The 22,760-nt window shown below is 70.8% G+C and carries 23 protein-coding genes; 8 read left to right on the top strand and 15 right to left on the bottom strand.

Features of this window, described 5'->3' with window-relative positions; all coding sequences use genetic code 11:
* Positions 1-34: 34 nt before the first annotated feature.
* A complete protein-coding gene (gene mca, locus ABZX65_RS13215; protein ID WP_355337561.1) occupies positions 35-886 on the bottom strand; it encodes a mycothiol conjugate amidase Mca in 852 nt (283 codons plus the stop codon).
* A gap of 104 nt (positions 887-990) precedes the next feature.
* On the opposite strand from mca, the gene ABZX65_RS13210 reads away from it, so the two are divergent.
* Positions 991-1,629 carry a TetR family transcriptional regulator gene (locus ABZX65_RS13210; protein ID WP_355337558.1) on the top strand — a complete coding sequence of 213 codons (639 nt, stop codon included), beginning with the start codon at positions 991-993 and terminating at the stop codon, positions 1,627-1,629.
* Between the two features lie 94 nt (positions 1,630-1,723).
* Here the strand turns inward: ABZX65_RS13210 and ABZX65_RS13205 are convergent, their stop codons facing one another.
* Positions 1,724-2,113, bottom strand: coding sequence for an STAS domain-containing protein (locus ABZX65_RS13205; protein WP_355338056.1), 390 nt, complete (start codon positions 2,111-2,113; stop codon positions 1,724-1,726).
* Positions 2,114-2,395: 282 nt separating this feature from the next.
* On the opposite strand from ABZX65_RS13205, the gene ABZX65_RS13200 reads away from it, so the two are divergent.
* Positions 2,396-2,974, top strand: a complete 579-nt coding sequence (locus ABZX65_RS13200) for a sigma-70 family RNA polymerase sigma factor (protein WP_355337555.1) — start codon at positions 2,396-2,398, stop codon at positions 2,972-2,974.
* Positions 2,971-4,320, top strand: coding sequence for a maleylpyruvate isomerase N-terminal domain-containing protein (locus ABZX65_RS13195; RefSeq protein ID WP_355337552.1), 1,350 nt, complete (start codon positions 2,971-2,973; stop codon positions 4,318-4,320). The genes ABZX65_RS13200 and ABZX65_RS13195 overlap by 4 nt, the downstream gene beginning before the upstream one ends.
* 125 nt (positions 4,321-4,445) lie before the next feature.
* Here ABZX65_RS13195 and purU read toward each other — a convergent pair whose 3' ends face one another.
* Both purU and ABZX65_RS13185 read right to left on the bottom strand, forming a co-directional pair.
* Entirely contained in the window at positions 4,446-5,321 is an 876-nt protein-coding gene (purU, locus tag ABZX65_RS13190) for a formyltetrahydrofolate deformylase (protein WP_188279924.1), read from the bottom strand.
* Between the two features lie 151 nt (positions 5,322-5,472).
* Positions 5,473-5,919: a hypothetical protein gene (locus ABZX65_RS13185; protein WP_355337548.1), complete on the bottom strand. Its 447-nt coding sequence runs from the start codon at positions 5,917-5,919 to the stop codon at positions 5,473-5,475.
* Between the two features lie 160 nt (positions 5,920-6,079).
* On the opposite strand from ABZX65_RS13185, the gene ABZX65_RS13180 reads away from it, so the two are divergent.
* On the top strand, positions 6,080-7,342 hold the full coding sequence (locus tag ABZX65_RS13180; protein ID WP_355337545.1) for an ABC transporter substrate-binding protein: 1,263 nt from the start codon (positions 6,080-6,082) through the stop codon (positions 7,340-7,342).
* A 55-nt stretch (positions 7,343-7,397) separates the two neighbouring features.
* Here the strand turns inward: ABZX65_RS13180 and ABZX65_RS13175 are convergent, their stop codons facing one another.
* The 3 genes from ABZX65_RS13175 to ABZX65_RS13165 all read right to left on the bottom strand — a co-directional run bounded on the left by ABZX65_RS13175 (position 7,398) and on the right by ABZX65_RS13165 (position 11,887).
* Positions 7,398-8,582 carry a serine hydrolase domain-containing protein gene (locus ABZX65_RS13175; protein WP_355337542.1) on the bottom strand — a complete coding sequence of 395 codons (1,185 nt, stop codon included), beginning with the start codon at positions 8,580-8,582 and terminating at the stop codon, positions 7,398-7,400.
* A gap of 199 nt (positions 8,583-8,781) precedes the next feature.
* Positions 8,782-10,272 carry a hypothetical protein gene (locus ABZX65_RS13170; RefSeq protein WP_355337540.1) on the bottom strand — a complete coding sequence of 497 codons (1,491 nt, stop codon included), beginning with the start codon at positions 10,270-10,272 and terminating at the stop codon, positions 8,782-8,784.
* A gap of 235 nt (positions 10,273-10,507) precedes the next feature.
* On the bottom strand, positions 10,508-11,887 hold the full coding sequence (locus ABZX65_RS13165; RefSeq protein WP_188279929.1) for a transcriptional regulator: 1,380 nt from the start codon (positions 11,885-11,887) through the stop codon (positions 10,508-10,510).
* 258 nt (positions 11,888-12,145) lie between these two features.
* Here ABZX65_RS13165 and ABZX65_RS13160 point away from each other — a divergent pair, with 258 nt between their 5' ends.
* The 3 genes from ABZX65_RS13160 to ABZX65_RS13150 all read left to right on the top strand — a co-directional run bounded on the left by ABZX65_RS13160 (position 12,146) and on the right by ABZX65_RS13150 (position 15,505).
* A complete protein-coding gene (locus tag ABZX65_RS13160) occupies positions 12,146-12,802 on the top strand; it encodes a bifunctional DNA primase/polymerase (RefSeq protein ID WP_355337538.1) in 657 nt (218 codons plus the stop codon).
* Between the two features lie 142 nt (positions 12,803-12,944).
* A complete protein-coding gene (locus ABZX65_RS13155; protein WP_355337536.1) occupies positions 12,945-13,826 on the top strand; it encodes an ABC transporter ATP-binding protein in 882 nt (293 codons plus the stop codon).
* Entirely contained in the window at positions 13,826-15,505 is a 1,680-nt protein-coding gene (locus ABZX65_RS13150) for a transporter (RefSeq protein WP_355337534.1), read from the top strand. The genes ABZX65_RS13155 and ABZX65_RS13150 overlap by 1 nt, the downstream gene beginning before the upstream one ends.
* On the opposite strand, the gene ABZX65_RS13145 is transcribed toward ABZX65_RS13150, so the two are convergent.
* A complete protein-coding gene (locus tag ABZX65_RS13145; RefSeq protein ID WP_355337531.1) occupies positions 15,444-16,796 on the bottom strand; it encodes an MFS transporter in 1,353 nt (450 codons plus the stop codon). The two genes, ABZX65_RS13150 and ABZX65_RS13145, sit on opposite strands and share 62 nt — an antisense overlap.
* Before the next feature lie 194 nt (positions 16,797-16,990).
* On the opposite strand from ABZX65_RS13145, the gene ABZX65_RS13140 reads away from it, so the two are divergent.
* Positions 16,991-17,629 carry a CGNR zinc finger domain-containing protein gene (locus tag ABZX65_RS13140; protein WP_355337528.1) on the top strand — a complete coding sequence of 213 codons (639 nt, stop codon included), beginning with the start codon at positions 16,991-16,993 and terminating at the stop codon, positions 17,627-17,629.
* Positions 17,630-17,638: 9 nt separating this feature from the next.
* On the opposite strand, the gene ABZX65_RS13135 is transcribed toward ABZX65_RS13140, so the two are convergent.
* The 7 genes from ABZX65_RS13135 to ABZX65_RS13105 form a co-directional block, all read right to left on the bottom strand.
* The gene (locus ABZX65_RS13135; protein WP_355337526.1) at positions 17,639-18,244 is read right to left on the bottom strand and encodes a hypothetical protein; all 606 of its coding nucleotides are present in this window, start codon (positions 18,242-18,244) and stop codon (positions 17,639-17,641) included.
* Positions 18,241-18,684: a hypothetical protein gene (locus tag ABZX65_RS13130; RefSeq protein ID WP_355337523.1), complete on the bottom strand. Its 444-nt coding sequence runs from the start codon at positions 18,682-18,684 to the stop codon at positions 18,241-18,243. Before ABZX65_RS13130 ends, ABZX65_RS13135 begins: the two co-directional genes overlap by 4 nt.
* A 188-nt stretch (positions 18,685-18,872) precedes the next feature.
* Positions 18,873-19,268: a hypothetical protein gene (locus ABZX65_RS13125; protein WP_355337520.1), complete on the bottom strand. Its 396-nt coding sequence runs from the start codon at positions 19,266-19,268 to the stop codon at positions 18,873-18,875.
* Positions 19,269-19,296: 28 nt separating this feature from the next.
* Positions 19,297-20,640, bottom strand: a complete 1,344-nt coding sequence (locus ABZX65_RS13120) for a hypothetical protein (RefSeq protein WP_355337518.1) — start codon at positions 20,638-20,640, stop codon at positions 19,297-19,299.
* A 5-nt stretch (positions 20,641-20,645) separates the two neighbouring features.
* A complete protein-coding gene (locus ABZX65_RS13115) occupies positions 20,646-20,921 on the bottom strand; it encodes a hypothetical protein (protein WP_355337516.1) in 276 nt (91 codons plus the stop codon).
* Between the two features lie 120 nt (positions 20,922-21,041).
* Positions 21,042-22,082 (bottom strand): hypothetical protein, encoded by a 1,041-nt coding sequence (locus ABZX65_RS13110; RefSeq protein ID WP_355337513.1) that lies wholly within the window; start codon positions 22,080-22,082, stop codon positions 21,042-21,044.
* Complete coding sequence (locus tag ABZX65_RS13105) at positions 22,079-22,744, bottom strand: hypothetical protein (RefSeq protein ID WP_355337510.1); 666 nt, start codon at positions 22,742-22,744, stop codon at positions 22,079-22,081. Before ABZX65_RS13105 ends, ABZX65_RS13110 begins: the two co-directional genes overlap by 4 nt.
* Positions 22,745-22,760: the final 16 nt, after the last annotated feature.

Below are 22,760 nucleotides of genomic sequence, written 5' to 3'. Positions count from 1 at the left end.
CGCGTCCCGCGCTCCTTCCTCCCCGCACCGCCCGTCACTCCTTGATTCCGGCGAAGAGATCGGTCTCCGGAAGCTTGGCCGGGATGTAGGAGCGGGCGAGAACGTAGTCCTCGGTGGGCCACAGGGCCCGTTCGAGGTCCCGGGGGTGGGAGAAGAAGGGGTTGTCCGGAGCGGCCTGGCTGGCGTGCGCGCGAAAGGCGCGGTCGCGGGTGGCGAAGTGGTCCTCGCAGCGGATCCGGGTCGTCGGGTGCAGCTCGACCGCCCAGTCGGGCCATTCGTCCAGCACCTGGCCCATTGAGGAGGAGAGCCCTCGGGCCGTCATGCCGTGGTGCAGGGTCTCGAACCAGGCGCGCGAGAAGGCCACTTGGTAGTACAGCTTCAGCGGTTGCCAGACCGGACCCGCCAGCGGGAAGCGTGCCGAGTCCCCCGCCGCGTCGAACGCCTCGGCGGCGACGCGATGGGTCTGGACATGGTCCGGATGCGGATAGCCGCCGGATTCGTCGTAGGTGACGAGGACATGGGGCCGGAACTCCCGGACCACCGCGACCAGCCGCTCTGCCGCGACCAGCGGATCCTCGCGGGCGAAGCAGCCCTCCGGCAGCGCCTCGCCCTGCCCGGGCAGTCCCGAGTCGGAGAAACCGAGGAACCGTTGGCGCACCCCGAGGACGGCCGCCGCGGCGGCCATCTCCCGTCGTCGCACCTCCGGCAGCCGGGCCCTGACCTCCGGTGTGTCCAGCAGCGGGTTGAGCACGTCACCGCGCTCCCCGCCCGTGCAGGTCACGACCAGGACATCGACCCCATGGGCCGCGTAGTGCGCGAGCGTGGCGGCGCCCTTGCTGGACTCGTCGTCGGGGTGGGCGTGGACGGCCATCAGTCGGAGTGTCATCGCGGTCTCCTCTTCCTCTATTTCTTGTGTTGGACCTAAAATTAGGACGGACCCACTCAACCCGTCAAGACTTTTTTTAGGTCCGACCTACTAAAGTGGGAACCATGGCCCAGCTCCGCGAGTTCAAGAAGCAACAGACCCGGCAGACCATCACCCACGCCGCCACCGCCCTCTTCGTCGAGCGGGGCTTCGAGGGGACGACGATCGCCGACGTCGCCGAGGCGGCCGGGGTCTCGAAGATGACCGTCACGAACTACTTCCCGCGCAAGGAGGACCTGTTCTTCGACATGCACGAAGAGGTGATCACCGGCCCCGCCCGCGCCTTCGCCGCCCGCCCCGTCGGCGAGTCCGCACTGGACGCGGTGCGCCGGGACTACCTCGAAGCGGTCGAGCGGCACGACGCGCTGCTCGGCTGGACCCAGCCCGGATTCACGCGGCTGATCGACGAGAGTCCGGTGCTGCGCGCCCGCCTCCGCGAGATGTACGACCACCAGGAGCAGGCACTGTCCGTCACGCTCGCCGAGGCCGTGGGCGACGAGCCGGACGCCTTCGAGCCGCGGCATGCCGCCGCCCAACTCAGCACGGTGCTGAGGCTGTTGTTCGGTGAGGCGCAGCGCCGGGTGCGACAGGGCACGACCGAAAGGGAGTTGTTCGACGCGCTGGGGCGGATTGCGCGGGAGGCGTTCACGCGACTGGAGCCGTCATTGGGCGCGTACGCGGTGCGGGAGTCCCCGCACGAGTGAAGACGGACGGGAAGGAAAGAGGAAAGGAGAGGAATGGTGAAGGCGAGCGAAGTCGAGCGAGATTGGCCGAAAGGGGCCGCCGGCAGAGGCCGGTTCAGGCCGAGAGGGGCCTGGCGGTGTCGTCCGTCGCGGCTTCCAGATCCGGATAGACCTCGAAGAGCCGTCGTACGCCGAGGGCGGCCAGCACCCGGTTGACGTGCGCGCCGCCGCCGTAGCCCTCGGTGGGCACCGTCACCGTGGGAACGTCCTCGGGCAGCACGATGCGCAGGCGGCCCGCACAGGAGCGCATCAGCCGCCGGGCACCGATCAGGACACCGACTCCGCTGGAATCGCAGAAGCGCACGTCAACGAGGTCGAGTACCACCCGGCGCCGCCCTGCGGCGACCGCGTCGTGAACCTTCTGCCGGACCGCGGGAGACGAGATCAGGTCCATCTCACCCGCGACCGTCACCACCACCCAGCCGTCTCGCTCGGCCTGGGTCACCAGCACCGGTTCCCACCTCGCCTCGCCGTCGACTTCAGGAACATCATCACCATGACCCTATGCCCGTTCTCCGTCGTAACTCTGCAATGTTCCGGTCACACCCGGATAACAGACCGCCAAAATCGATCACAGTCAGCAGCAGGTTGGTGCAAAGCGACGCACGTCGCAGGAGGTGCCCGTTACATTCGACCTGAGCGCATTCGGGCACGCTGAACACACTCGGCTACGGTCGGTGGCCGGGCAAGGGGCGACAGGGCAGGCGACGAGGCAAGGGGGCGGCAGATGGCGACACCCGCACCACCACGCTGGGACCGCAAGATGCAGCAGCGGCTGGCGCGCGGTGAGGAAGCCGCACTCGGCGAGCTGTACGACCGGTACGCCTCACTTGTGCACGGCCTGGCCTATCGCGTGATGGACGACGACGACGCGGCCGACCTCATCACCCGCGAGGTGTTCGGCTACATCTGGGAAAATCCGGACGCCTACGACCCGAAGCACGGCTCGCTGCGGTCGTGGATCGCGACACTCACCCAGCGGCAGGCCGTGCACCGGCTGCGACAGCAGTCAAACCGGGGCCGTTCCACGCCGGACGAAGTGGAGGCCCGGGTACGCGAGGCCAACACGGCGGCCCGCGCCGACTTCATCGTCACCTCGATGCCCGCCCCGCTGCGCGCCGCCCTCGAACTGGCCTACCGGGAAAGGGTCGACTACCGCACCGCGGCGGCCGGGCTCGGGGTGAGCGAGGACGAGGCGCGCCGTCGGCTCCGGCTCGGGCTGCAACTGCTGTCCACGGCCATGGAACCGGGCGAGCAGGGCGACGACCACCCGCTGGATCCCCGGGGACAGCGAGGGCGACGATGAGCGGTCCCGCGTTCCACAACGGCGACGGCCCGCACGGCGGGGACGACGGCGAGCCGCGCGTCCCGTACCAGCGCGAGCAGCCCGAGACGCGGGAGACCGCGCACCGGCAGCCGCCCGCGGAGTCGCACCAGCCGATGCCCCAACTGCCGCACTACGACCACCGCACCCTCAAGTCGCTGCTCGGCGCGTGGGCGTTGTCGGTGTGCTCGCAGGACGAGGCGCTGGCGGTCGAAGTGCATCTGACGGACTGCGCCACCTGTGCGGATGAGGCGCTGCGACTGCGGGACGCGGTGGGTCTGCTGCACCAGGAGGATTCGCTCGACCTCGATCCGCTGCTGCGGGCACGGGTGTTGGAAGGCTGCCTCGGCCGTCGGCCGGCGCGTATCCCGGTGCCCGAGTGGGCCGGACCGTTCGACGCGGAGGCCGCCCGGCTGGACGCGCTGCTGCGCGACCTCGGCGACGGCTACTGGAAGGCACCGGTCGAGCTGAAGTGGCACGACGGCGAGCAGCGGTCGACGGAGTTCACGGTCGCGCAGGTCATCGGTCATCTCACCGCCGTGGACAGCCTGATCGCCAGGTCGCTCGGGCTGCCGCCGGACGGCGGCGACCCGTCGGCGGACCCGCCGCGTTCCGGGCTCGGCGGGCTGGGCCTGGGCATCGGAATGGGCATCGCCTCCCGCGCCCGGCTGCGCAACGCCCGCACTATGGGCGACTTCCCGCTCACCCCGGTCGAGCGCACCGCCGCGCACTGGGCGACGCACAGCATGCTGCCCGGAGCGACCGTGCGCTCCCTGTGGCGCGAGCAGAGCCACAGCCTGGTGCGTACGGTCTCCTTCGCGGGCGGCGGCGCGGGCGGGCTCGATGTCGACTACGGCTCGTTCGCGCTGCCGCTGGAAGACGCCTTTCTGGACCGGGCCTTCGAGTGCTGGATCCACGCGTCGGACATCGCCGAGGCCGTGGACTATCCGTACGATCCCCCGGCGCCGCGCAATCTCAACCGCATCATCGACCTCGCCGCGCGGCTGCTGCCCGAGGCGCTGGCGGACCGGCGCAGGGCCGGTCTGACCACCTCGCCGACGCATCTGGTGACGGCCGGTACGCCGGGCCGCTCGCTGCTGCTCGAAGTCGAGGGCAAGGGCGGCGGCCAGTGGTATCTGCCGCTGGACTCGCCCGGCGCCGTCGCGTCGCCGGAGGAGATGGTCGCCCATGTGGCGATGGACTGCGTCGAGTTCTGCCAGTTGGCGGCGGGTCACATCGAGCCGGAGCGGATCGCGGTCGGCCAGATCGGCGACCGCGACGTCATCCGTGACGTGCTCTTCGCCACGGCGTCCCTGTCCCGCCTCTGAGACGGACGCCTCTGCCCTGACGAGGGCCGGCCGACGAGCCCGCTCGGACAGAGAGCTCAAGCGAAGAGCCCGGACAGAAGACTCAGGCGAAGAGCTCGGACAGAAGACTCAAGCAAAGAGCCCGCTCAGGCGAAGACGACCGTGCGGTGGCCGTTGAGCAGCACCCGGTGCTCGCTGTGCCACTTCACCGCGCGGGCCAGCGCCTGGCACTCCACATCGCGCCCGATGGCGACGAGCTGTTCCGGCGTGACCTCGTGGCCGACCCGCTCGACCTCCTGCTCGATGATCGGCCCCTCGTCGAGGTCGGCCGTCACATAGTGCGCGGTGGCGCCGATGAGCTTCACACCGCGGGCGTGCGCCTGGTGGTAGGGCTTGGCGCCCTTGAAGCTCGGCAGGAAGGAGTGGTGGATGTTGATGATCTGACCGGACAGCTCACGGCACAGGTTGTCGGAGATCACCTGCATGTAGCGCGCGAGCACGACGAGTTCGACGCCCTCCTTGCGCACGATCTCCAGCAGCCGCGCCTCGGCCTCGGCCTTGGTGTCCCTGGTGACCGGCACATGGTGGAAGGGAACGCCGTAGGAACCCACAAGTTCCTGGAAGTCGGTGTGGTTGGAGACCACGGCGGCGATCTCGACCGGCAGCGCGCCGATGCTGGTGCGGAAGAGCAGGTCGTTGAGGCAGTGCCCGAACTTGCTGACCATGAGCACGACCCGCATGCGCTCGTCGGACGGGTGGATCCGCCAGTCCATGTGGTACGCCTCGGCGATCGCCGCGAAGCTGGCGCGCAGCTTGTCCACGGTCACCGCCTGCTCGGCCGAGAAGTGCACCCGCATGAAGAACAGGCCGGTGTCCTGGTCGCCGAACTGCTGACTGTCGACGATGTTGCAACCGGTCATGAAGAGATAGCTGGAGACCGCGTGCACGATGCCCTGTTTGTCCGGGCAGGACAGGGTGAGGACGTACTGCGGGTCTGGCTGCGGCGGCTGCTGTTCGGTCACGCCGTCAGCCTCGCACAAACCGACCCCCTCAGGTCGGACTGTCCGTCAAGCGGAACCCACGGATATCGCGCGCCAGGTGGCGCGGGGAAAAGCAGGTGCCACCGGAAAACACGCACCAGGTGCGGCCCGGGGACGTACGAACATCCAACGGTCACGCCGACCGTATGTAGATCGCCAGCACCTCCAGCGAGCGCGGCGGCGTGTCCGGGTCGTCGCCGTCGGCGGCGGACATCCGTACGTGGGCGTCGCGGGCGGCGCGGACCGCCTCCGGCCAGGCGTGGTGGTCGAGATAGGCGGCGACAGGTGCGTCGGCGCCCACCTGGTGCAGGATTTTGAGGACGCGCAGCACGGCGACGTCGACGAGCGCGGCCTCCTGCGAGTCGCGGAAGATCGTGCCCACGTACTTCTCGGCGGACCAGTTGTCGAGCCAGGTGTCCTCGACGAGCCGGTACACGGCGTCCGTGACGTCCCCGTATCCCTCGCGGCCGGTCTGCCAGACCTCCCGCTGGAACACCGGGTCGCTGATCATGTGCAGCGCGGAGCGCACATTGCTGCGCCAGCGCCACCAGGGCATGTCATTGAGCGGCATGCCCCCCATCGTGGAGGAGTGACGGCCGCGACGGGAAGACTTCTCCGAACCTTGCACAATGGCGCATCGTACGTTCTCCACCGACGCCACCCGTAATTCACCTGATAGTGACCGTCCGTTCGCTTGTGGTCACCCCGGCGTTGGGCGCGGGCCGGAATCTTCGCATGACATGAGGGAACGGCGTATCCGCAGGGTCCGCACGGCTGCCGTCGCGCTGCTGGCCACAAGTGCGCTGCTCAGCGGGTGCGGTGTGCTTCCCGGAGGTTCGGGCGGCTCCACGGGACCGCTCGTCGTGATGACGTGGGCGCCGGTCGACACGAAATCGACCAATATGCCGGGAATGCTCGCCATGGCGCAGGCATTCGAGAAGTACACCAACGAGCAGGGCGGTCTCAACGGCCGCAAGTTGAAGGTGCTGACCTGCAACGAACGCCATGACGCGGTCGCCGTCACGGACTGCGCGCAGCAGGCGGCGAAGGCGGGCGCGGTCGCGGTTGTCGGTTCCTACAGCGAAGAGGGCGGCAGTTTCACCACCGCCCTGGAGTCGAACGGCATCCCGTACATCGGCGGCTACGGCATCACCGCCGACGAGTTCCAGAGCCTGCTGTCGTACCCGGTCAACGGCGGTCTGCCCGCGCTGCTGGCGGGCAGCGGACGGCAGTTGGCGGACCTGTGCAAGAAGGTCAACCTGGTGCGGCCCGACACGATCACCGGTGACCAGTTCCCGATCTTCCTCGACCAGGGGCTCAAGAGCGGCGGCCGGCCGCCCGCGCGCGACATGCTCACGGCCGACGACTCCAACGACTACACCGACATCGCCACCGCCGCGGTCGGCAACAACAAGCCCTCCACCTGCGTCTCCGCGGTGCTCGGCGACCGCACCAGCACCTTCTTCGACTCGCTGCGCCGGGTCGGCGAGGAGCAGCCGAAAGTGCGGCTGTCCTCGGTGCTCGGCAGCGTGCAGCAGTCGGTGGTGGACTCGACCGGCGGCGCGGGCAGCCCGCTGGAGAACGCGTACGTGACCGGCTGGTACCCGCCCGCGTCCGACGCCAAGTGGGCCGAGATGAAGTCGGTGGTGAAGAAGTACGCGTTCGGCGACGACCGGATCGACGTCGCCGACCCGGGGGTGCAGACCACCTGGGTCGCGTACACCGTCTTCGCCAAGGTGGTGCGGGCGATGGACGAGAAGGTCAGCGTGAACGCGGACAATCTGCACCGCGCGATGGACACCACGACCCACCTGTCGACCGGCGGCCTCACCCCGGATCTCGGCTGGACGCAGGCCGATCTGCTGGGCATCCCGAGCCACTCCCGAATGGTGAACTCCAAGGTCACTTATCAGGTGGTACGCGACGGGCGGCTCGTGCTCGCGCGGCCGGGCTTCGTGGACCTGACCAAGACGCTCCGGCAGAACTCGTCCGCGCAGAACTGACCACCCCCGAGCGGCCCGTACAACTCCTAGCGCCCCGTCCAGGACGCGCGCGCCCTCACACCCCCGCCGCGTACCGCCAGAAGTCCCGCATCACCTGGGGCGGCGTCGGGCCGGTCATCGAGCGCTGCGTGAAGAGAATGCTGACAGCGCCGGTCGACGGCGTGATGTGCGCCGTGGTGCCGCTGCCGCCGACCCAGCCGTAGCGGCCGAGGACGTTCCAGGGGTCGGTCTCCGCGACGTCCACCGAGCCGCCGAAGCCCCACCCCTGGCCTTCGAGGAACAGCTCGCTCGCGTCGCGCTGGGACCGAGTCAGGTGGTCGGTGGTCATCATCCGTACCGACCGCGCGGACAGCAGCCTGCGGCCGTCCACGGTCCCCTCGGCGAGCAGCATGCGGGCGAAGGCGAACCAGTCGTCGACGGTCGAGACGAGGCCGCCCGCGCCCGAGGTGAAACCGGGCGCCTTGGTCCACTCCTCGCCCGGCGGGTCCGACAGTTCGATACCGCCGTCCGCGCCCGTCCCGTAGGCGCTGGTCAGCCGGTCGAGCGCGGTCGCGGCCACGGTGAAGCCGGTGTCGGCCATGCCGAGCGGTTCGAAGATCCGCTCGGCGAGGAACTCGGCGAAGGAGCGGCCCGAGACCCGGGCGATCAGCGCGCCCTGGATGTCCGAGCCGGTGTTGTACAGCCAGGCGTCTCCCGGCTGGTGGAGCATCGGGATACGGGCCAGCGCCGCCAGCCAGTCGTCGGGGCCCGCGAAGCCCGACAGCCGCGCCGGACCCTGCTTCAGCTCGGTGAACAGCGGTTGCAGGGCGGGGAGTGAGAAGTCGCTGGGCATGCCGTACCCGGCCCTGAAGGTGAGCACGTCGGCCACGGTGACCGGCCGGGCGGCCGGGACCACGTCGTCGACCGGGGCGTCCGGGGTGCGGACGACGACCGGCGCGGCCAGTTCCGGCAGCCAGGTCGCGATGGGGTCGTCCAGCGCGATCCGGCCGTCGTCGACGAGCATCATCACGGCGGCGGCGGTGATCGGTTTGCTGACGGAGGCGATCCGGAAGATCGCGTCCCTGGCCATCGGCACGGCGCCCTCAAGGTGCGCGGAACCGACCGCTGCGACCTCCACCCGGTCGCCGCGTGCCACCAGACCCACCGCACCCGGAATCGTGCCGCTGTCGATGTACGGCTCCAGGACGCCGCGCAGGCCCGCCGCCGGATCGGTCGTGGAACTGTTCGTGGGATGCGTCATCGGTCCACCTCTCGCATGGTGCGGTCGAGAGGAAGACTGCCGCGTCGGCGCGGATTCATCGGTCGGGCGCGGACGTGTCGGGTCCGTCACCGTCCGTCCGCGTACGCACGCATATAAGCGCACGGGAGCGCACAGGCGCGCAAGGAAACGCGCGGTGACGCGTATACGCGCGTGGCCCCGTCCACCAACGGCACCCGGCTCAGAGCTGGCTGTACTGCCGCTCGGTGAGCCCGTACTGCTTCGCTATGGCGTTCCACAGCCGGACCGCGCGCTTCTTCTGCTCGGTGGCGGTGCCGCTCTCGCGGTTGCCGTCCTGGGCCTCGCCGGTGCTGCGGGCGTGGCCGCCCTTGCAGACGCTGTGGTTGTGCGCGGCCTGGTCGGCCCAGTTCGCGTAGTGGCCGTCCGCGGCGGCCGAGGCCTGCCACGCCTTGGTGAGGGCTTCGGTCAGGTCGGCGTGGTTGGGCAGCTTGTCCACCGACAGGCCGCCGAGCTGGGTGACCAGGCCGGTGCGCTGGGTGGCGGCGGACCGCAGGTCGGCGGCGGCGGGCCCGAGATTCTTGCAGTTCTTGATCGACTCGACCGCGCTCACCACGGAGCTGCGGCTGTTGCCGCTGGTCTTCAGCAGCGCGTCGAGGCCCTGCGCCTGCTGCTTGACGGCGTCGTCGGTCGCGGAGTCGGTGCTGCCGCTCGCGGACGTGCTCGGCGCGGAGGACGCCGGGGTGCCGCTCTTCGATGCGGTGTTGTCCGTCTTGGCGTCGCCGCCCTTGTTCAACAGCCCGCCGACCACGAGGCCCGCGACGACGCACCCGGCGACGACGATGCCGATCACCATGAGGGGCGACAGCCTGCGGCGCGGACCGTCGTCCTGACCGTGCCCGCCGTCGTAGCCGTAACCGGGGTCGTACGGCTGCTGCGGGGGCTGGCCCATGCCGCCCTGCTGCTGCCCGTACTGCTTCTGTTGCTGTTGCTGGGACGGCGGCTGGATGATCCGCTGGCGCAGCGGTTCCGGGCCGGGCACGTCGCTGCGGAACAGGTGGTCGTAGTCGCTGTCGTGCTGCGGCCCCGTCTGGGGCTGCTCCTCGTACCCGCCGCCCTGGCCCTGACCTTGGCCCTCGCCCTGACCTTGGTCGTACGACTGCTGGCCGTACTGCTGCTGGCCGCCGTACGACTGCTGCTGGTCGTACCCCTGCTGCCCGTAGCCGTCGTAAGGCTGCTCGAAGGACTGCTCGTACGACTGCTGCGCGGGCGGGGACTGCGGGCCGCCGTACTGCGGCTGCTGTTCCTGCTGGTCGCGGTCCTGGAAGATCGACAGCGGCAGCGCCTGGGTGGCGTCGGCGGCCTGCTGCTGCGGCGCCGTGGGCGGTGCCTGCGGCGGGACGGGCGGCAGCGGCGGTACAGGGCCCGGCCCCTGGCTCGCGGCGGCCATCGGCATGCCGGGGTCGCCGCCGGGGTACGGGGGCAGCATTTGCGTGGCGTCGGCCACCGGGACGGCGGGCGGCGGCATGCTCCCGGGATACGGCGGCAGCATCTGGGTGGCGTCGGCGGGCTCGGGCAGCGGGGCGGGCTCGCCCCAGGGGGAGCCGCCGGCCGGCTGCACATGTTCCCCGTAGGGCGGCTGCTGCCGCCCCGCGGGCACCACGACGCCCCGGTACGCCTCAGGCGTCTCCTCGCCGCGTCCGTCGGTGTGCATCGCCGCTGACTCCCGCCTATGCCCTGTCGTCCGTTGCCGGATCCTTCCGAACCATCCGCCAACGCTACCGGGTTAACCGGACCATCAACCACGTACCCGAACGAGTGAACGTCATGACACACCGAGAGGGCGGAAGTACCGGGCGTACCGGGCCCGTTCCCGCAAGGTCTCTCCAGCGCTTTGGCCACCGCGCGGGGACGCGGTGTCGGTCGCGTAACGATTCGGTGATGGTCCGCTATGCGGCGTCCTGTTCCTCCAGACGGGCGCCGAACTCGCGGACCACGGGCTCCGCCGCGTAGGGCTCCAGGCGGCGGCGGAAGTCGTCCAGGTACTCCGCGCCGCGGTTGGAGCGCAGACCGGACAGAAGGGTGACGGCGCGGGTGCCCGTGTTGCAGGCCTCTTCCAGTTCGCGCTGCTGCACCTGGGCGTCGGCGAGCAGCAGCATGTCGATGGCACGGCGCCTGGTGCGCGATTCGGGGTGCGCGGCGAGCGCTTCCTCCGCGCGGCGCGCGGCGGGCGCGGCCTGGCCGAGGTCGCGGTGACAGTGCGCCAGTTCGTCGGCGAGGTAGGCGTGGTCGAAGTGGGCGATCCAGGGCGGGTCGTCGTCGGGCCGGGAGTGTTCCATGGACTCGACCGCGAGGTTGGCCACGGTCGCGAAGGTGCGGGCGTCGCCGAGCAGCGCGTGGCCGCGTGCCTCCGCGGCGTAGAACATCGCCTCCGCCGTGGGTGTCACCTGGCCGCGGGCGCCTTCCTGTGCCGCGCGGGCGAGTTGGGCGATCTCGCGCGGGTTGCCGAGCGAGGCGGCGAGGTGGCTCATGCTGGCCGCGAGGATGTAGCCGCCGTAGCCGCGGTCGCCCGCCGCCTGGGCCAGGCGCAGCGCCTGGATGTAGTAGCGCTGGGCGAGTCCGGGCTGTCCGGTGTCGACGGCCATGTAGCCCGCCAGTTCGGTCAACCGCGCGACGGCGCCGAAGAGTTCCCTGCCGACCTGGTCGCGGTAGGTGCCCGCGAGTAACCCGGACACCACGCTGTTGAGGTAATGGACGACGACCGGGCGGACGTGTCCGCTGCCGAAGCGGTGGTCCAGGTCGGTGAGCGCCTGCGTCGTCGCCTTGACGGCCTCGACGTCCGACATGCCCACCCTGGCACCGCCGTTGCGGGCGACGCCCTGGTCGGGGCGGGTGATCAGCCAGTCGCGGCTGGGCTCGACGAGGGCGGAGGCGGCGACCGTGGAGCCGGTGAGGAAGTCGCGGCGGCCGACGTCGCTGCGCCACAGCTCGCAGACCTGCTCGATCGCGCCGAGGACGGTCGGCGCGAAGTGCAGACCTATGCCGGTGGCCAGGTTCTTGCCGTTGGCCATGCCGATCTCGTCGATGGACACGGCGCGTCCCAGCTTGCGGCCGATCGCCTCGGCGATGATGGCCGGGGCCCGGCCGCGCGGCTGCTGACCCCGCAGCCAGCGGGCCACGGACGTCTTGTCGTACCGCAGGTCGAGGCCGTGTTCGGCGCCGCACATGTTGACCCTGCGGGCGAGCCCGGCGTTGGAGCAGCCGGCCTCCTGGATAAGTGCCTGAAGCCGTTCGTTCGGTTGCCGAGCCACGAGCGGTCGTGCGGCCATCAATTCCCCCACTTCGACGATGCGTACCTCGTCCTGGTGACAGGTGCCCATCTCATCACCGAAAAATGCCCTGTTAGAGCGGCATTTCATGTCGTTTTCGCCTTTAGCGGAACGAGCGGAACGACACGCGGACCCCAAGTGACTACCCGAATACGGGCCCGGATCGCGCACGCGCCCCCGGGCGTGCACCAGTGCGCCCGCCATGAGCCGAGGGCCCGGCCCCCGTAACTCACGCTGACGAGGGAAGTTGTGCAGCGCGTGGAAGACACCATCGGAGCACCGCGGCAGCTCACCGCCCAACTTCTCGACACGGCCGTCCGATACGCGCAGGAGCGGCACTGGGACGTGCTCCCCGGCTCCTGGATCGAGGACGACACGGGCGGCCCCGCGCTGTGCTCCTGCGCGTCTCCCACCTGCCCTGCTCCCGGCGCCCACCCGACCCGGCCCGACTGGGCGGCGCACGCCAGCGGCAGCGCCGACGCGGTACGGCGCATGTGGGGCAAGCATCCGCGCGCCTCGGTCCTGTTGCCGACGGGCCGTACGTTCGACGCGGTCGACGTGCCGGAGGTGGCGGGGTGCCTGGCGCTGGCCAGGATGGAGCGGATGGATCTGCCGCTGGGCCCGGTGATCTGCACGCCCGACCGCAGGCTGGTCTTCTTCGTCCTGCCCGGCGCCACCGTCAAGGTGCCCGATCTGCTGCGGAAGTTGGGCTGGGCGCCCGGCTCGCTCGACCTGCGGGTGCGCGGCGAGGGCGACTGGATCGCCGCGCCGCCGACGCGGACGGGGCCAGGCGCCTCGGTGCAGTGGGCGCGGCAGCCGACCGCCCTGAACCGGTGGCTGCCGGACGTCGAGGAGCTGCTGAGCCCGCTGGCGTACGCGTGCGGGCGGGAGTTGGCGGCGGCGAGGGGCCGCTGACCCCTGCGCGCGGGGCTCACGCTCCCGAGTCCTTCGGTCACTGTCAGTGGTCGCGTCTAGGGTTGTCGGACGTAGACCTTCGCGCGTCGTCCGACCAGCGGCGCGCCGGGGGCAGGGGCGCGAGACGGGGAGAGGTGCCGCCATGTCGGAGCCGCAGAGGTCGCAGGGGGAGCAGGAGTCGCAGCGGAAGCTGACGCCGTACCGGCCGGTGCCGTACGGGAGGACCGCCGAGGAGGTGTCCGAGGCGGCCGGAGACACCTTTCCGGTCGCTGTGCGTGTGCGCGGGCTGTGGAAGCGGTTCGGCGAGCAAGTGGCCGTGGCCGGGATCGATCTGGAGCTGCCCGCGGGCCGCTTCATCGGCCTGGTGGGGCCGAACGGGGCGGGGAAGACGACCTCGCTCTCCATGATCACCGGCCTGCTGCGGCCGGACGACGGCAGTGTGCGGATCGTGGGCCACGACGTGTGGACGGACCCGGTCGGCGTGAAGTCCAGGATCGGCGTGCTGCCGGAGGGTCTGCGGCTGTTCGAGCGGCTGTCGGGGCGTGAACTGCTCGGCTATACGGGTCGGTTGCGCGGCCTGCCGGGCGCCGAGGTCGACAAGCGCGCCGGTCAGCTCCTCGACGTCCTGGATCTGTCGGCCGCGCAGAACAAGCTGGTCGTCGACTACTCCACCGGTATGCGGAAGAAGATCGGCCTGGCCGCCGCCCTGCTGCACAATCCCGAAGTCCTCTTCCTCGACGAGCCGTTCGAGGGCGTCGACCCGGTGTCCGCGCAGGTCATCCGCGGTGTGCTGGAGCGCTATACGGAGTCGGGCGGCACAGTCGTCTTCTCCTCGCACGTGATGGAGCTGGTGGAGAGCCTGTGCGACTGGGTCGCGGTCATGGCCGCGGGCAAGATCGTGGCGCGCGGCCCGCTCGCCGAGGTGCGCGGCACCGCTCCCTCGCTCCAGGACGCCTTCTTGTCGCTGGTGGGCGCCGACCGGCGCGACGGGCAGGCGCTCGACTGGCTGAGCGGCGGCAAGTGATGACCACCTCGGCCACCACCCCGCTCGCCGCTCCCGCGCCGCCGACCGCGCTCGGTCGCGGTTCCTCGCTCACGCCGGTCTTCGTACGGCTCAAGCTCACCCTCTTCCGCAACGGCCTGCGCCGGTCCACCGGCCGTACGGTCGGCTGGTCCCTCGGCGTCGCCTTCGCGATGCTGTACGCGCTCGGCATGGGCGCCGGAATGGTCGCGCTGCGGAACAACCACTACGCACCGTCCGCCGCCGTCACGGTGACCGTCGTCCTGGTCGTGGGCTGGGCGATCATGCCGCTGTTCTTCTTCGGCGGCGACGACACGCTCGACCCGACCCGGCTGGCGATGTTGCCGCTACGGCCGCGCCCCCTGATAACGGCGCTGTTGGTGTCGTCGCTGATCGGCGTCGGTCCGCTCTTCACACTGCTGGTGTCGACCGGTGCGGTCGTCGCGGTCGCGCACGGCGGGGCCGCGTGGGTCGTCGCGGTCGTGGCCGTGGCCCTGACGCTGCTGCTGTGCGTGGCGCTGTCGCGGGCGGTGGCCGCCGCCAACACCCGGCTGCTGACCAGCCGCAAGGGCCGCGACCTGGCCCTGCTCAGCGGTCTGTTCGTGGCGGTGGGTGCCCAGCTCGTCAACCTCGGCGTCAACTCGTTGTCGTCCGACGGCGGTCTGCACCGGGCGACCTCGGTGGCGTCCGTACTGCGCTGGATTCCGCCCGCGCCCGCCGTGGACGCGGTGCGGTCGACGGCGCGCGGGTCGTACGGCCTGGCCGTCGTGCAACTGGCCCTCACCGTCGCCGTGCTGGCGCTGGTCCTGCGCTGGTGGCACGCCAGCCTGCACCGGCTGATGGTCTCGCCCGACGCGTCCACGCTCCAGGCGGCGCCGGAGCGCGAGGGGTCGAAGGCGCGGGGCGGGGCGGCGGTGGGCCCTTCGCTGCCGGCCCGGCTGCTGCCCGGGCGGCTGGTGGGCGGCCGGACGGCCACGGTGATGGAGCGGCAGTTCCGGTACCTGTGGCGCGACCCGAGGTCGAAGGCGGCGTGGGCGACCGGGCTGGCCGTCGGGCTGCTGCTGCCGCTGGTCGCGGTGGTGCAGCACGGCACCGTCTACCAGTGCCTGTGGGCGGCGGGGCTGCTCGGCATGCAGATGTACAACCAGTTCGGCATGGACGGCTCCGCCTTCTGGACGGTGTCGGCGACGATCACCACCCGCAGGGACGCGGCGCTCGAACTGCGCGGCCGGGCGCTGACGTTGGCCGCCATCGCCGTGCCGTACGTCACCGTCGTCACCACCGGCGCGGCGCTGCTGCTCCACCGGGTGTCGGCGCTGCCCGAGACGCTGGGGCTGTCCTTCGCCTTCCTGGGCGCGCTCATCGCGACCGGCAGTTACGCGAGCGTCCGCTACCCGTACGCGCTCCCGCAGGACAACCCGTTCGCCAACGCGGCGCCCGGCCAGGGCGGTCTCGTCGCGCTGAACGTCGTCGGCGGCACCTTCAGCGGCGCGGCCCTGTCGCTACCGGTGATCGCGCTGACCCTCGCCCTCCACTTCAACGATCTCCATTCGCTGCTGTGGGTGGTGCTCCCGGTGGGCGCGCTGTACGGGCTCGCGGTCGCGGCGGTCTCGCTGCGGTTCACCGCTCCGCGGCTGCTCGATCGTCTTCCGGAGATCCTGGGGGTGGTGGCGAAGGCGTGACGGACGGGGCCGGTGGCAGGTGGTCGTTGAGGGCGGTGCCGTCCTTGCCTGCCCGGACTGTGCTGCTTTTCCTGTCGGCGGTGCCGGCCGTGTCGATGCCGTCCGCTCGGTCGGCGCGGCGCCGCGGGCCGCGCCATTCCGCGATCCAGTAGAGCAGCGCGAGGGCGGGCAGGGCGGCGCCGAGCAGGGCCACCGAGGTCCAGCCACCGGCGTGGTAGGCGTAGGAACCAGCCTGTGATCCGACCGCGCCGCCGACGAAGAAGGTGGCCATGAAGGCGCTGTTGAGCCGGGACCTGGCCTGGCCGTCGAGCCGGTAGATCACCTGCTGGCCGAGGATCAGGGTCGTCTGCACGGCCATGTCGAGGAGCACCGCGGCGGCACCGAGCGCGATGACGCTGTGCCGTCCCACCCCGGCGAGGCCGAAGGCCAGGGCCGCGGTGACGAAGGCGACGGCCGTCATCGGCCGGACCAGGCCGCGGTCGGCCCAGCGTCCGGCGAGCGGTGCCACCAGTGCGCCGCCCGCGCCCGCGAGCGCGAAGAGGCCGACCTGCCACTGGCTGTAGTTGAAGGGATCGCTGGTCAGAACGAAGGAGATGGTGGTCCAGAAGACGCTGAAGGCGCCGAACATCGCGGCCTGGTACAGCGCCCTGCGCCGCAGCGCCGGGTGCACGCGCAGCAGGCGGGCGGTGGAGCGCAGCAGCAGCCCGTACGACAGCGTGGCGGCGTCGGCTCCGGGAGCGCGGCGCGGCAGGGACCTGCGCAGTACCAGGGTCAGTACGGTCATCAGCCCGGCCGAGGTCAGGTAGACGACCCGCCAACTGGTCGCGTCCGCCAGCAGGCTGCCGAAGGTACGGGACAGCAGGATGCCGGTCAGCAGGCCGCTCATCACCTGCCCGACGACCTTGCCGCGGCTCTCGTCCGGCGCGAGGTCGGCGGCGAAGGGCACGAGGATCTGGGCGACGACGAGCGTCGTGCCGACGATCAGCAGCGCGGCGAGCAGGACGGCGAAGCCCGGTGCGAGACCGGCCAGCACCAGACCGGCGATGGTGAGGGCGAGCAGGACGGTGGCCAGGCGGCGCTTCTCGATGACGTCGCCGAGCGGGACGATGAGCAGCAGGCCGGCGGCGTAACCGAGTTGGGAGACGGTGACGAGGCTGCCCGCGGCGACCGCACCAATCCCGAACGCCTGGCGCAGCTCGCTGAGCAGCGGCTGCGCGTAGTAGAGGTTGGCGACGGTCAGGCCGCAGGCGACGGCGAGCAGGACGATGAGGCGGCGGGGCGGGCCCGGCACGGGGACCGGTGTGGCGCCGACTGCGTGTCCGGGCCCTGCGGCGGCGGGTCCGGACGCGGGTATGTGCACGGGTTCGGGCCCTGGGGACGGTGCGTCGGACGACGGCTGGGACATCGATACCTCGTCGAAGTGGAAACCGGTTTAACCAGTTCCGAAGGTACCAGTTAAACCGGTTCCCCGGTAGAGTGGCCCGTATGACCGCGAACGGCATCGACGCCTACGCCCCGGCCCTGGACAGCGGCCGTACTCAGCCGCGTTTCCGCGAGGGCGCCGGGCGGCTGTGCCTCGACTACCAGCGGACACTGCGCTACCGGGGCACGCCCGCGGTCACCGAGGAGCTGGCCGATCCGGAGGCGCTGATCGCCTGGGTACGGCAGTGCGGCCCCTGCTCCGACGTACCTGCCACCCCGCCCACACCCGCCCGGCTGCGCGAGGCCCGCGCCTTGCGCGAGGCGGTCCACGCGCTGGTCAGCGCCGCCATGGCCCCCGACAGGGAACCCGGCGCGGCCCCCGGCTCCGGCCTCGGCGACACCGCCCGCGCCCGGCTCAACCGCGCCGCCGCCCACGCCGTCCCCGCCCCCCGACTCGCCCCCTCCGGCGACCTCCAGTGGCACGCGGACGACCCCCTCACCGCGACCCTCGCCCTGATCGCCCGCGACGCCCTCGACCTCGCCGCCACCCCCGAACTGCTGCCGCGCCTGCGCCCCTGCGCCTCCCCGACGTGCGGCGCCGTCTTCCTCGACCAGTCCCGTCCGGGGACGCGGCGCTGGTGCTCCATGGACGTGTGCGGCAACCAGGCCAAGAAGACGGCGCTACGGGCGCGGAGCGCGTAGCCGGTGACGTCAGGGGCCGAAGTGCAGGGCCCGCGCGAAGGCGTCGATGTCGTCCATCGCCCGGAGCACCCGCCCCGGATCGGGCGCCGCCGTCATCACCAGCACGTCCGCACCGTGCTCGGGCACGCGCCACGCGTAACGGAGGCCGATGGTGATGCCGTTGTCGTCCGGGTCGACGAAGTAGCGCATCACGCGGATGCCGGTGCCCAAGTGCTCACTGCCGAAGTCCTCGACGATCGGCGGCTCCACGGCGTACTCCGCGTCCGCGTGGGTGAGCTCCCGCAATTCGCCGGGCAGTTCGCCCTCGATGTCGAACTCCGCCCAGTACACGGCCAGCGGATTCCCGCGCGGGCCGTCCAGGTGGAAGTGCAGCCCGTACCCCGGATAGACGCGCGGATACCGCTCCATCCCGTACGTCAGCGCCTCGGCCAACTCCCGTACCTCGCCGGGGCCCGGCGTCAAGGCGCTGTCCTCCCAGTGCGCCTCGGCCATCACCCGCGCGTACGCGGCGGCGTCCGGGAACTCCCCCTCGCTCCCCGGCACCGGCCACCGCGGCGGGACCCACACCCACCGCGAACCGTCCACCCGCCGGGCGTCCAGCCGGCTCCCGCTCACGCGTAGCTCCAACGGAACGTCGTCATCAGCGCGTCGAACAACTCGGCCAGCGCCCTGGTGAATTCGCTGCCCGGATCCCCGTCCCCCACCGTCGAGAACGCCACCGCGAGCCACCGCCCCGCGCCCTGCCTCGGCACGGGGACGACGTAGTCGACATGCCGTGCACACGTCTCCACCGGTTCGCTCTCGCGGAGGGCCGGCGGCTCCACGTACTCCCACCGCACGCCCAACGTCCCCGCGACCTCCCGCACTTCCCCCGGCGCCCCGCCCCGCTCCTCCCCCACCAGCCGCCCCAACACGGCCTCCGCCCCCGGCTCCTCCCCCGCCCACTCCCCCGCCACCTCGGCGACCACGAACGACGCCCCCACCACCAGCCCCGCCCGCGCCTTCACCGGCACATACAGATCCAGCCCACCCCCCGCCCTCGCCTCCCGCGCCATCCCCTCCACCCTCCGGCGCACCTCCGCCCGAAACGCCATCCCCTCATCCCTCGGCACCCCCGCCGGAATCCGCTCGATCCCCCGAAACACCTTCTCGTCCAACGCCGTCGCGGTGCCCGCGCGCAGAGGGATCCGGGCCCAGCCCGGGGGCAGCACGAGGGTGTACCCGACGGGGGTGGTCGCGGCCGTCACCGGGCCGCCTCCGCCGGGGGTTTGCGGCGCAGCCGCACTTTGGCAAGCCAGGCGGTGGCTGGAGCCAGCAAGGGGATGGGCGCGAGGTAGACGATGCCGGTCGACGCGACCGCCAAGGCGTTGAACATGGCTCCGAGCCAGATATAGGCGAGCACGCCGGAGGCCCAGCCGCGAATGCGGAACAGGCCGAACATGCCGCACCACACGAATAGTTGTCCGGTAGCCGACAGCGACAACGTCTCGACGATGAAGGTGAACCTGCTCGGGCGAAGTAGCGGCGCTGTGACGGCTAACAGGCCAAGCCCAGCAAACGGCACCACGCCTCCAGTCCGAATCAACCTGTCGCTACGTGCCAGGACAGGATCGCCATTCGCGTTGCTCACGTAGAACACGTGGACCTCGTCATCCCGCGCGGCACAGTCACCATGCCGAGCCAACCTCTCTCGTATACCGATCCTTGAAGGCTCCGTACGGACCGTAGTCCGGCTTCTCCGGCAGGGCGTCGCTGTCACCAACGGCTTTATCCGCACCGTCCACGGCGGTGGCCGCAATCCACGTCCCCTGGAACGTGCCCTTGTAGCCCTCAGCCCCCTGGCTCGCCCGCTGCACAGCGCCACTCTCCGGATACGCGGCCCGCATCCGGACCACGTCCTTGTAGAGATTCGCCGTCTCGCGGTCGCCTCCGACAAGCACCGCCTCTCGTTGGGAAGCCTCAGCCATCGGGGTGGCAGCCTCCTCCACGGCCGCGTTGCGACCGGCCCGCTCGGCTGCGGCTTTGGCGATGTTGCGGACGTGACGGGCCCTGGCACGCGCCGCTGCTGTGGAGCCGCGACGGTTGACGGTGGCGGACGAGCGGTCGAGAACGGACCGGGAGGCCCGCGTGGCGGTGACGGCGGCCCGCTCGTCGGCAGCGGCTTGAGCGGCGAGCTTCGTCGCGGCACGTACGTCTTTGAGACCGTTCAGGGCGGCGCCCCCGATGCCCATCGTCAGCAGGCCGAAGATGTCCATGCCGACGTCGAGCCAGGAGCAGTCGCCTGCGGCGGCGAGGGCGATGTGTCCCGCTAGGACGCCGACCGCGAGCCAGACGGCGAGACCTGCGATCCAACCGGCGGGGGTGGTGAAGATCGCGACGATCGCGATGACGGTGGCGACCCAGCTCATCACATCCGCGACAAGCGAAATCGCCCCCTTCACCCCGTCAATCTCGTTCTTGCGCCGCTCCCACCAACTGTCCTTGATCTTGTCGTTGATCTCGTGCCGGATGCGCGCCGCGTAGTGCGACGCCCGCTCGTCGCGGTGGGCCTCGACCCTGGTCAGGGAGCGGCGGTACTTGGCGAGCGGGTCGTCGCTGGAGCCGGAACCGGAACCCGGGCCCGAGGCGGAGGCGGATTCGGTGTCCTCAGAGGGAGCCGCCTCGGCGTCGGCGCGCGCGCCTCGCAGGATGCGGTCGGCGTCGGACTGGATGGCCTCCAATTCGGCGGCCCAGGCGGTGAGATGGCCGTGGACGCGTTCGTAGCGGCCGGCGGTCTCGCGGAGGTGGACTTCCAGTTCGCGGGCTTCGGCGCGGAGTTTGGTGGCGTAGCGGCCCTTGAGGCCGTCGCCGGTGCCGATGACCTTGAGGTCGGCGGCCTCGGCTCTGAGCATGCCCGCGAGGTGCTTCATGTGGGCGACCTCGTCGCGGATGGACTCGGGGTCACCGGGGGTGGGATCGGTGTCGGTGAGAGGGTGCCAGTCGCGCGGGCGCGGCCTGGTGGTCGTCGCCACGGGGGTCAGCCGCTCTTGGCGAGGTGTTCGTCGGTCTGCTTGAACGTCTCGCGGGCCGCGCCGACGAGTCCGCCGACGGACTCGATGCCGCCGATGAGCTTCTTGCGGTGCCACGCCCAGTTGTTGACGAACGCGTCCATCGCGCCCGCCACCGCGCCCGACCCCCAGATGTGGTGCAGGTCGTCCCGATGGACCTTGATGCTCTCGAACTCGAAGTGCAGCTTCGTCAACAGCCGCTCCGAATCGGCGAGCACCTGATCCGTCACCTTGAGGTCCGCCATCCTCGTACCCCGACCACCCTCGTTGTCGCCGTCATATGCCGTTACCTACGGACTGACAACGACCCCGATCCGCCTCGGGGTTACGGGTGAATCGGATTTGACGCGGCACCGCTCACGCGCTCAGCGCACCACCGTCTGGACCTCCTTCGCCACCACCGCGACATCATTGCCCGACAGTCCGTCCGGCAAGCCCGGCTCCGCCACCGGTCCGTTCGGATTCACCGACGCCGTCCACGTCACCTTCCACGTGATCTCGGCGTGCAGGGTGTACGGGCCCGCTTTGCGGTACGTGACGTTGCAGGCGTCCTTCGACGAGTCCACCTGGTACCCGCCGCCCGCGGCAGGTGTGAGGTCGTATTCACACGTCTGCGGCTCGGCGTAAGGAGTACCCGCGTCGATGCGAAGGGCGCTGGGGACAGCGACAGTTGTGGCAGCGATGGTGAGGCCGAGTGCGTCGAAGCTGGCGGTCACCCAGACACGGTCGGGGAGGGCCCCGGTGAACGACGCGAAGGTGGGGACGTTGACGATTTGGTTGTCGGCGGCCGGGCTCAATCGGACGGTGGGTGTGGGCAGGAGCAGGGCCTTGTAGGCCAGGCCCGACAGCACCTGGGGTGAGAGAGCGAGCATCGGCTTGGGGGCGACGGCGCCGACCCACTGTTGGCCGGGGATCGACGTGCACGCGGCCACCCGGCCGGGCGTCGTGGAACCGGACGTCATCTGGTCGACGTCGTAGGTCCGGAACCACCATGCGCCCTTGGCGTCTTCGTGGAAGTCGGTGCGCTTCTTGACGGTCTCGGCGATCTGGGCGGCGTTGGGACCGATTCCGACGTTCTCAGGGCCGAGCGCCCAGTCCTTGTACTGCTCCGCGTCGTACTTCGGCTGACTCCAGCACAGCGGCGGCGTCCAGTTGCGGTCCACCGCCGACACCGGTACCGAGCGTCCGCTGCCGTTGTGGCGTGTGTCCAGTTGGACGCCCGCGCTGATGGAGCCGTTGTCGGAGGTCGCCTGACGCGTAGGAGGCTTGGGCGGCGGGGAGATGGGGTCGCCGTCTCCCGCGACGGCGGGACTCGCCGCTCCCAGTAACGCGACGCCAAGGAAACCGAGGACGCCGAGGATATTGGGGACGCTCGCGCCGACGACGGCCCGCCGAGGGGCCCTCATTGGCAGGCCGGGGCGGCCGCTTTGCCCTGGAAGGAGTCGAGCTGCCAGACGCCCGCCGCGTTCCTCAGCAAAGTGGCCGTATAGAGGCGGTAGTCGTCGGCGGTCGGCGCGGTGCGCAGGACCTCACCGGTCTTGATGTCCTTCGAGTACGCCTTGGACTGGTCTTCGCAATAGGTCACGACTGCGGTATCGGCCGTCACCGCCGTCACCTTGCGGTCGTAGTAGCGGTAGGTCCCCGTCACCGTACGGCCCTCTTTCTTCCGCTTCGCGATCTGCTCAGCGTAGAACGACCGGGCCTGTCCGGAGAAGTACGCTTTCAGTACGTTCGAGGCCGGATCCAGGTCCACGTAGAGCTTCTGACGCGCCGTCAATGTGTCGGCCTGACCGTGCAGTACCGCGTCCTTGGCGGCGTCGCCGGTCGCATCGGCGTCGATGACGACCTTGATGTCGGACGGCAGGTGGAAGTCCATGGGCTCTGCCGTCGCGGAGGTGACCGGCGACGCCGTGGCGGACGCGGTCGGCGACGGGGCGGACTGGGACGACGGAGTGTCGATGATCTTGTCGCTCGCGGAGTCGTCCGAGCCACCGCAGGCCGTGAGGGTGACGAGGGCCGTCACCGTGAGGGTGACGGTCGAGACCGCGGCGGCGAGGGACTTGTTCATCGAAGCTCCGTGAGAG

This window comes from Streptomyces sp. NPDC003300 (assembly GCF_040610915.1).
GTDB lineage: Bacteria > Actinomycetota > Actinomycetes > Streptomycetales > Streptomycetaceae > Actinacidiphila.
This window is presented reverse-complemented; position numbering and strand designations above follow the sequence as displayed.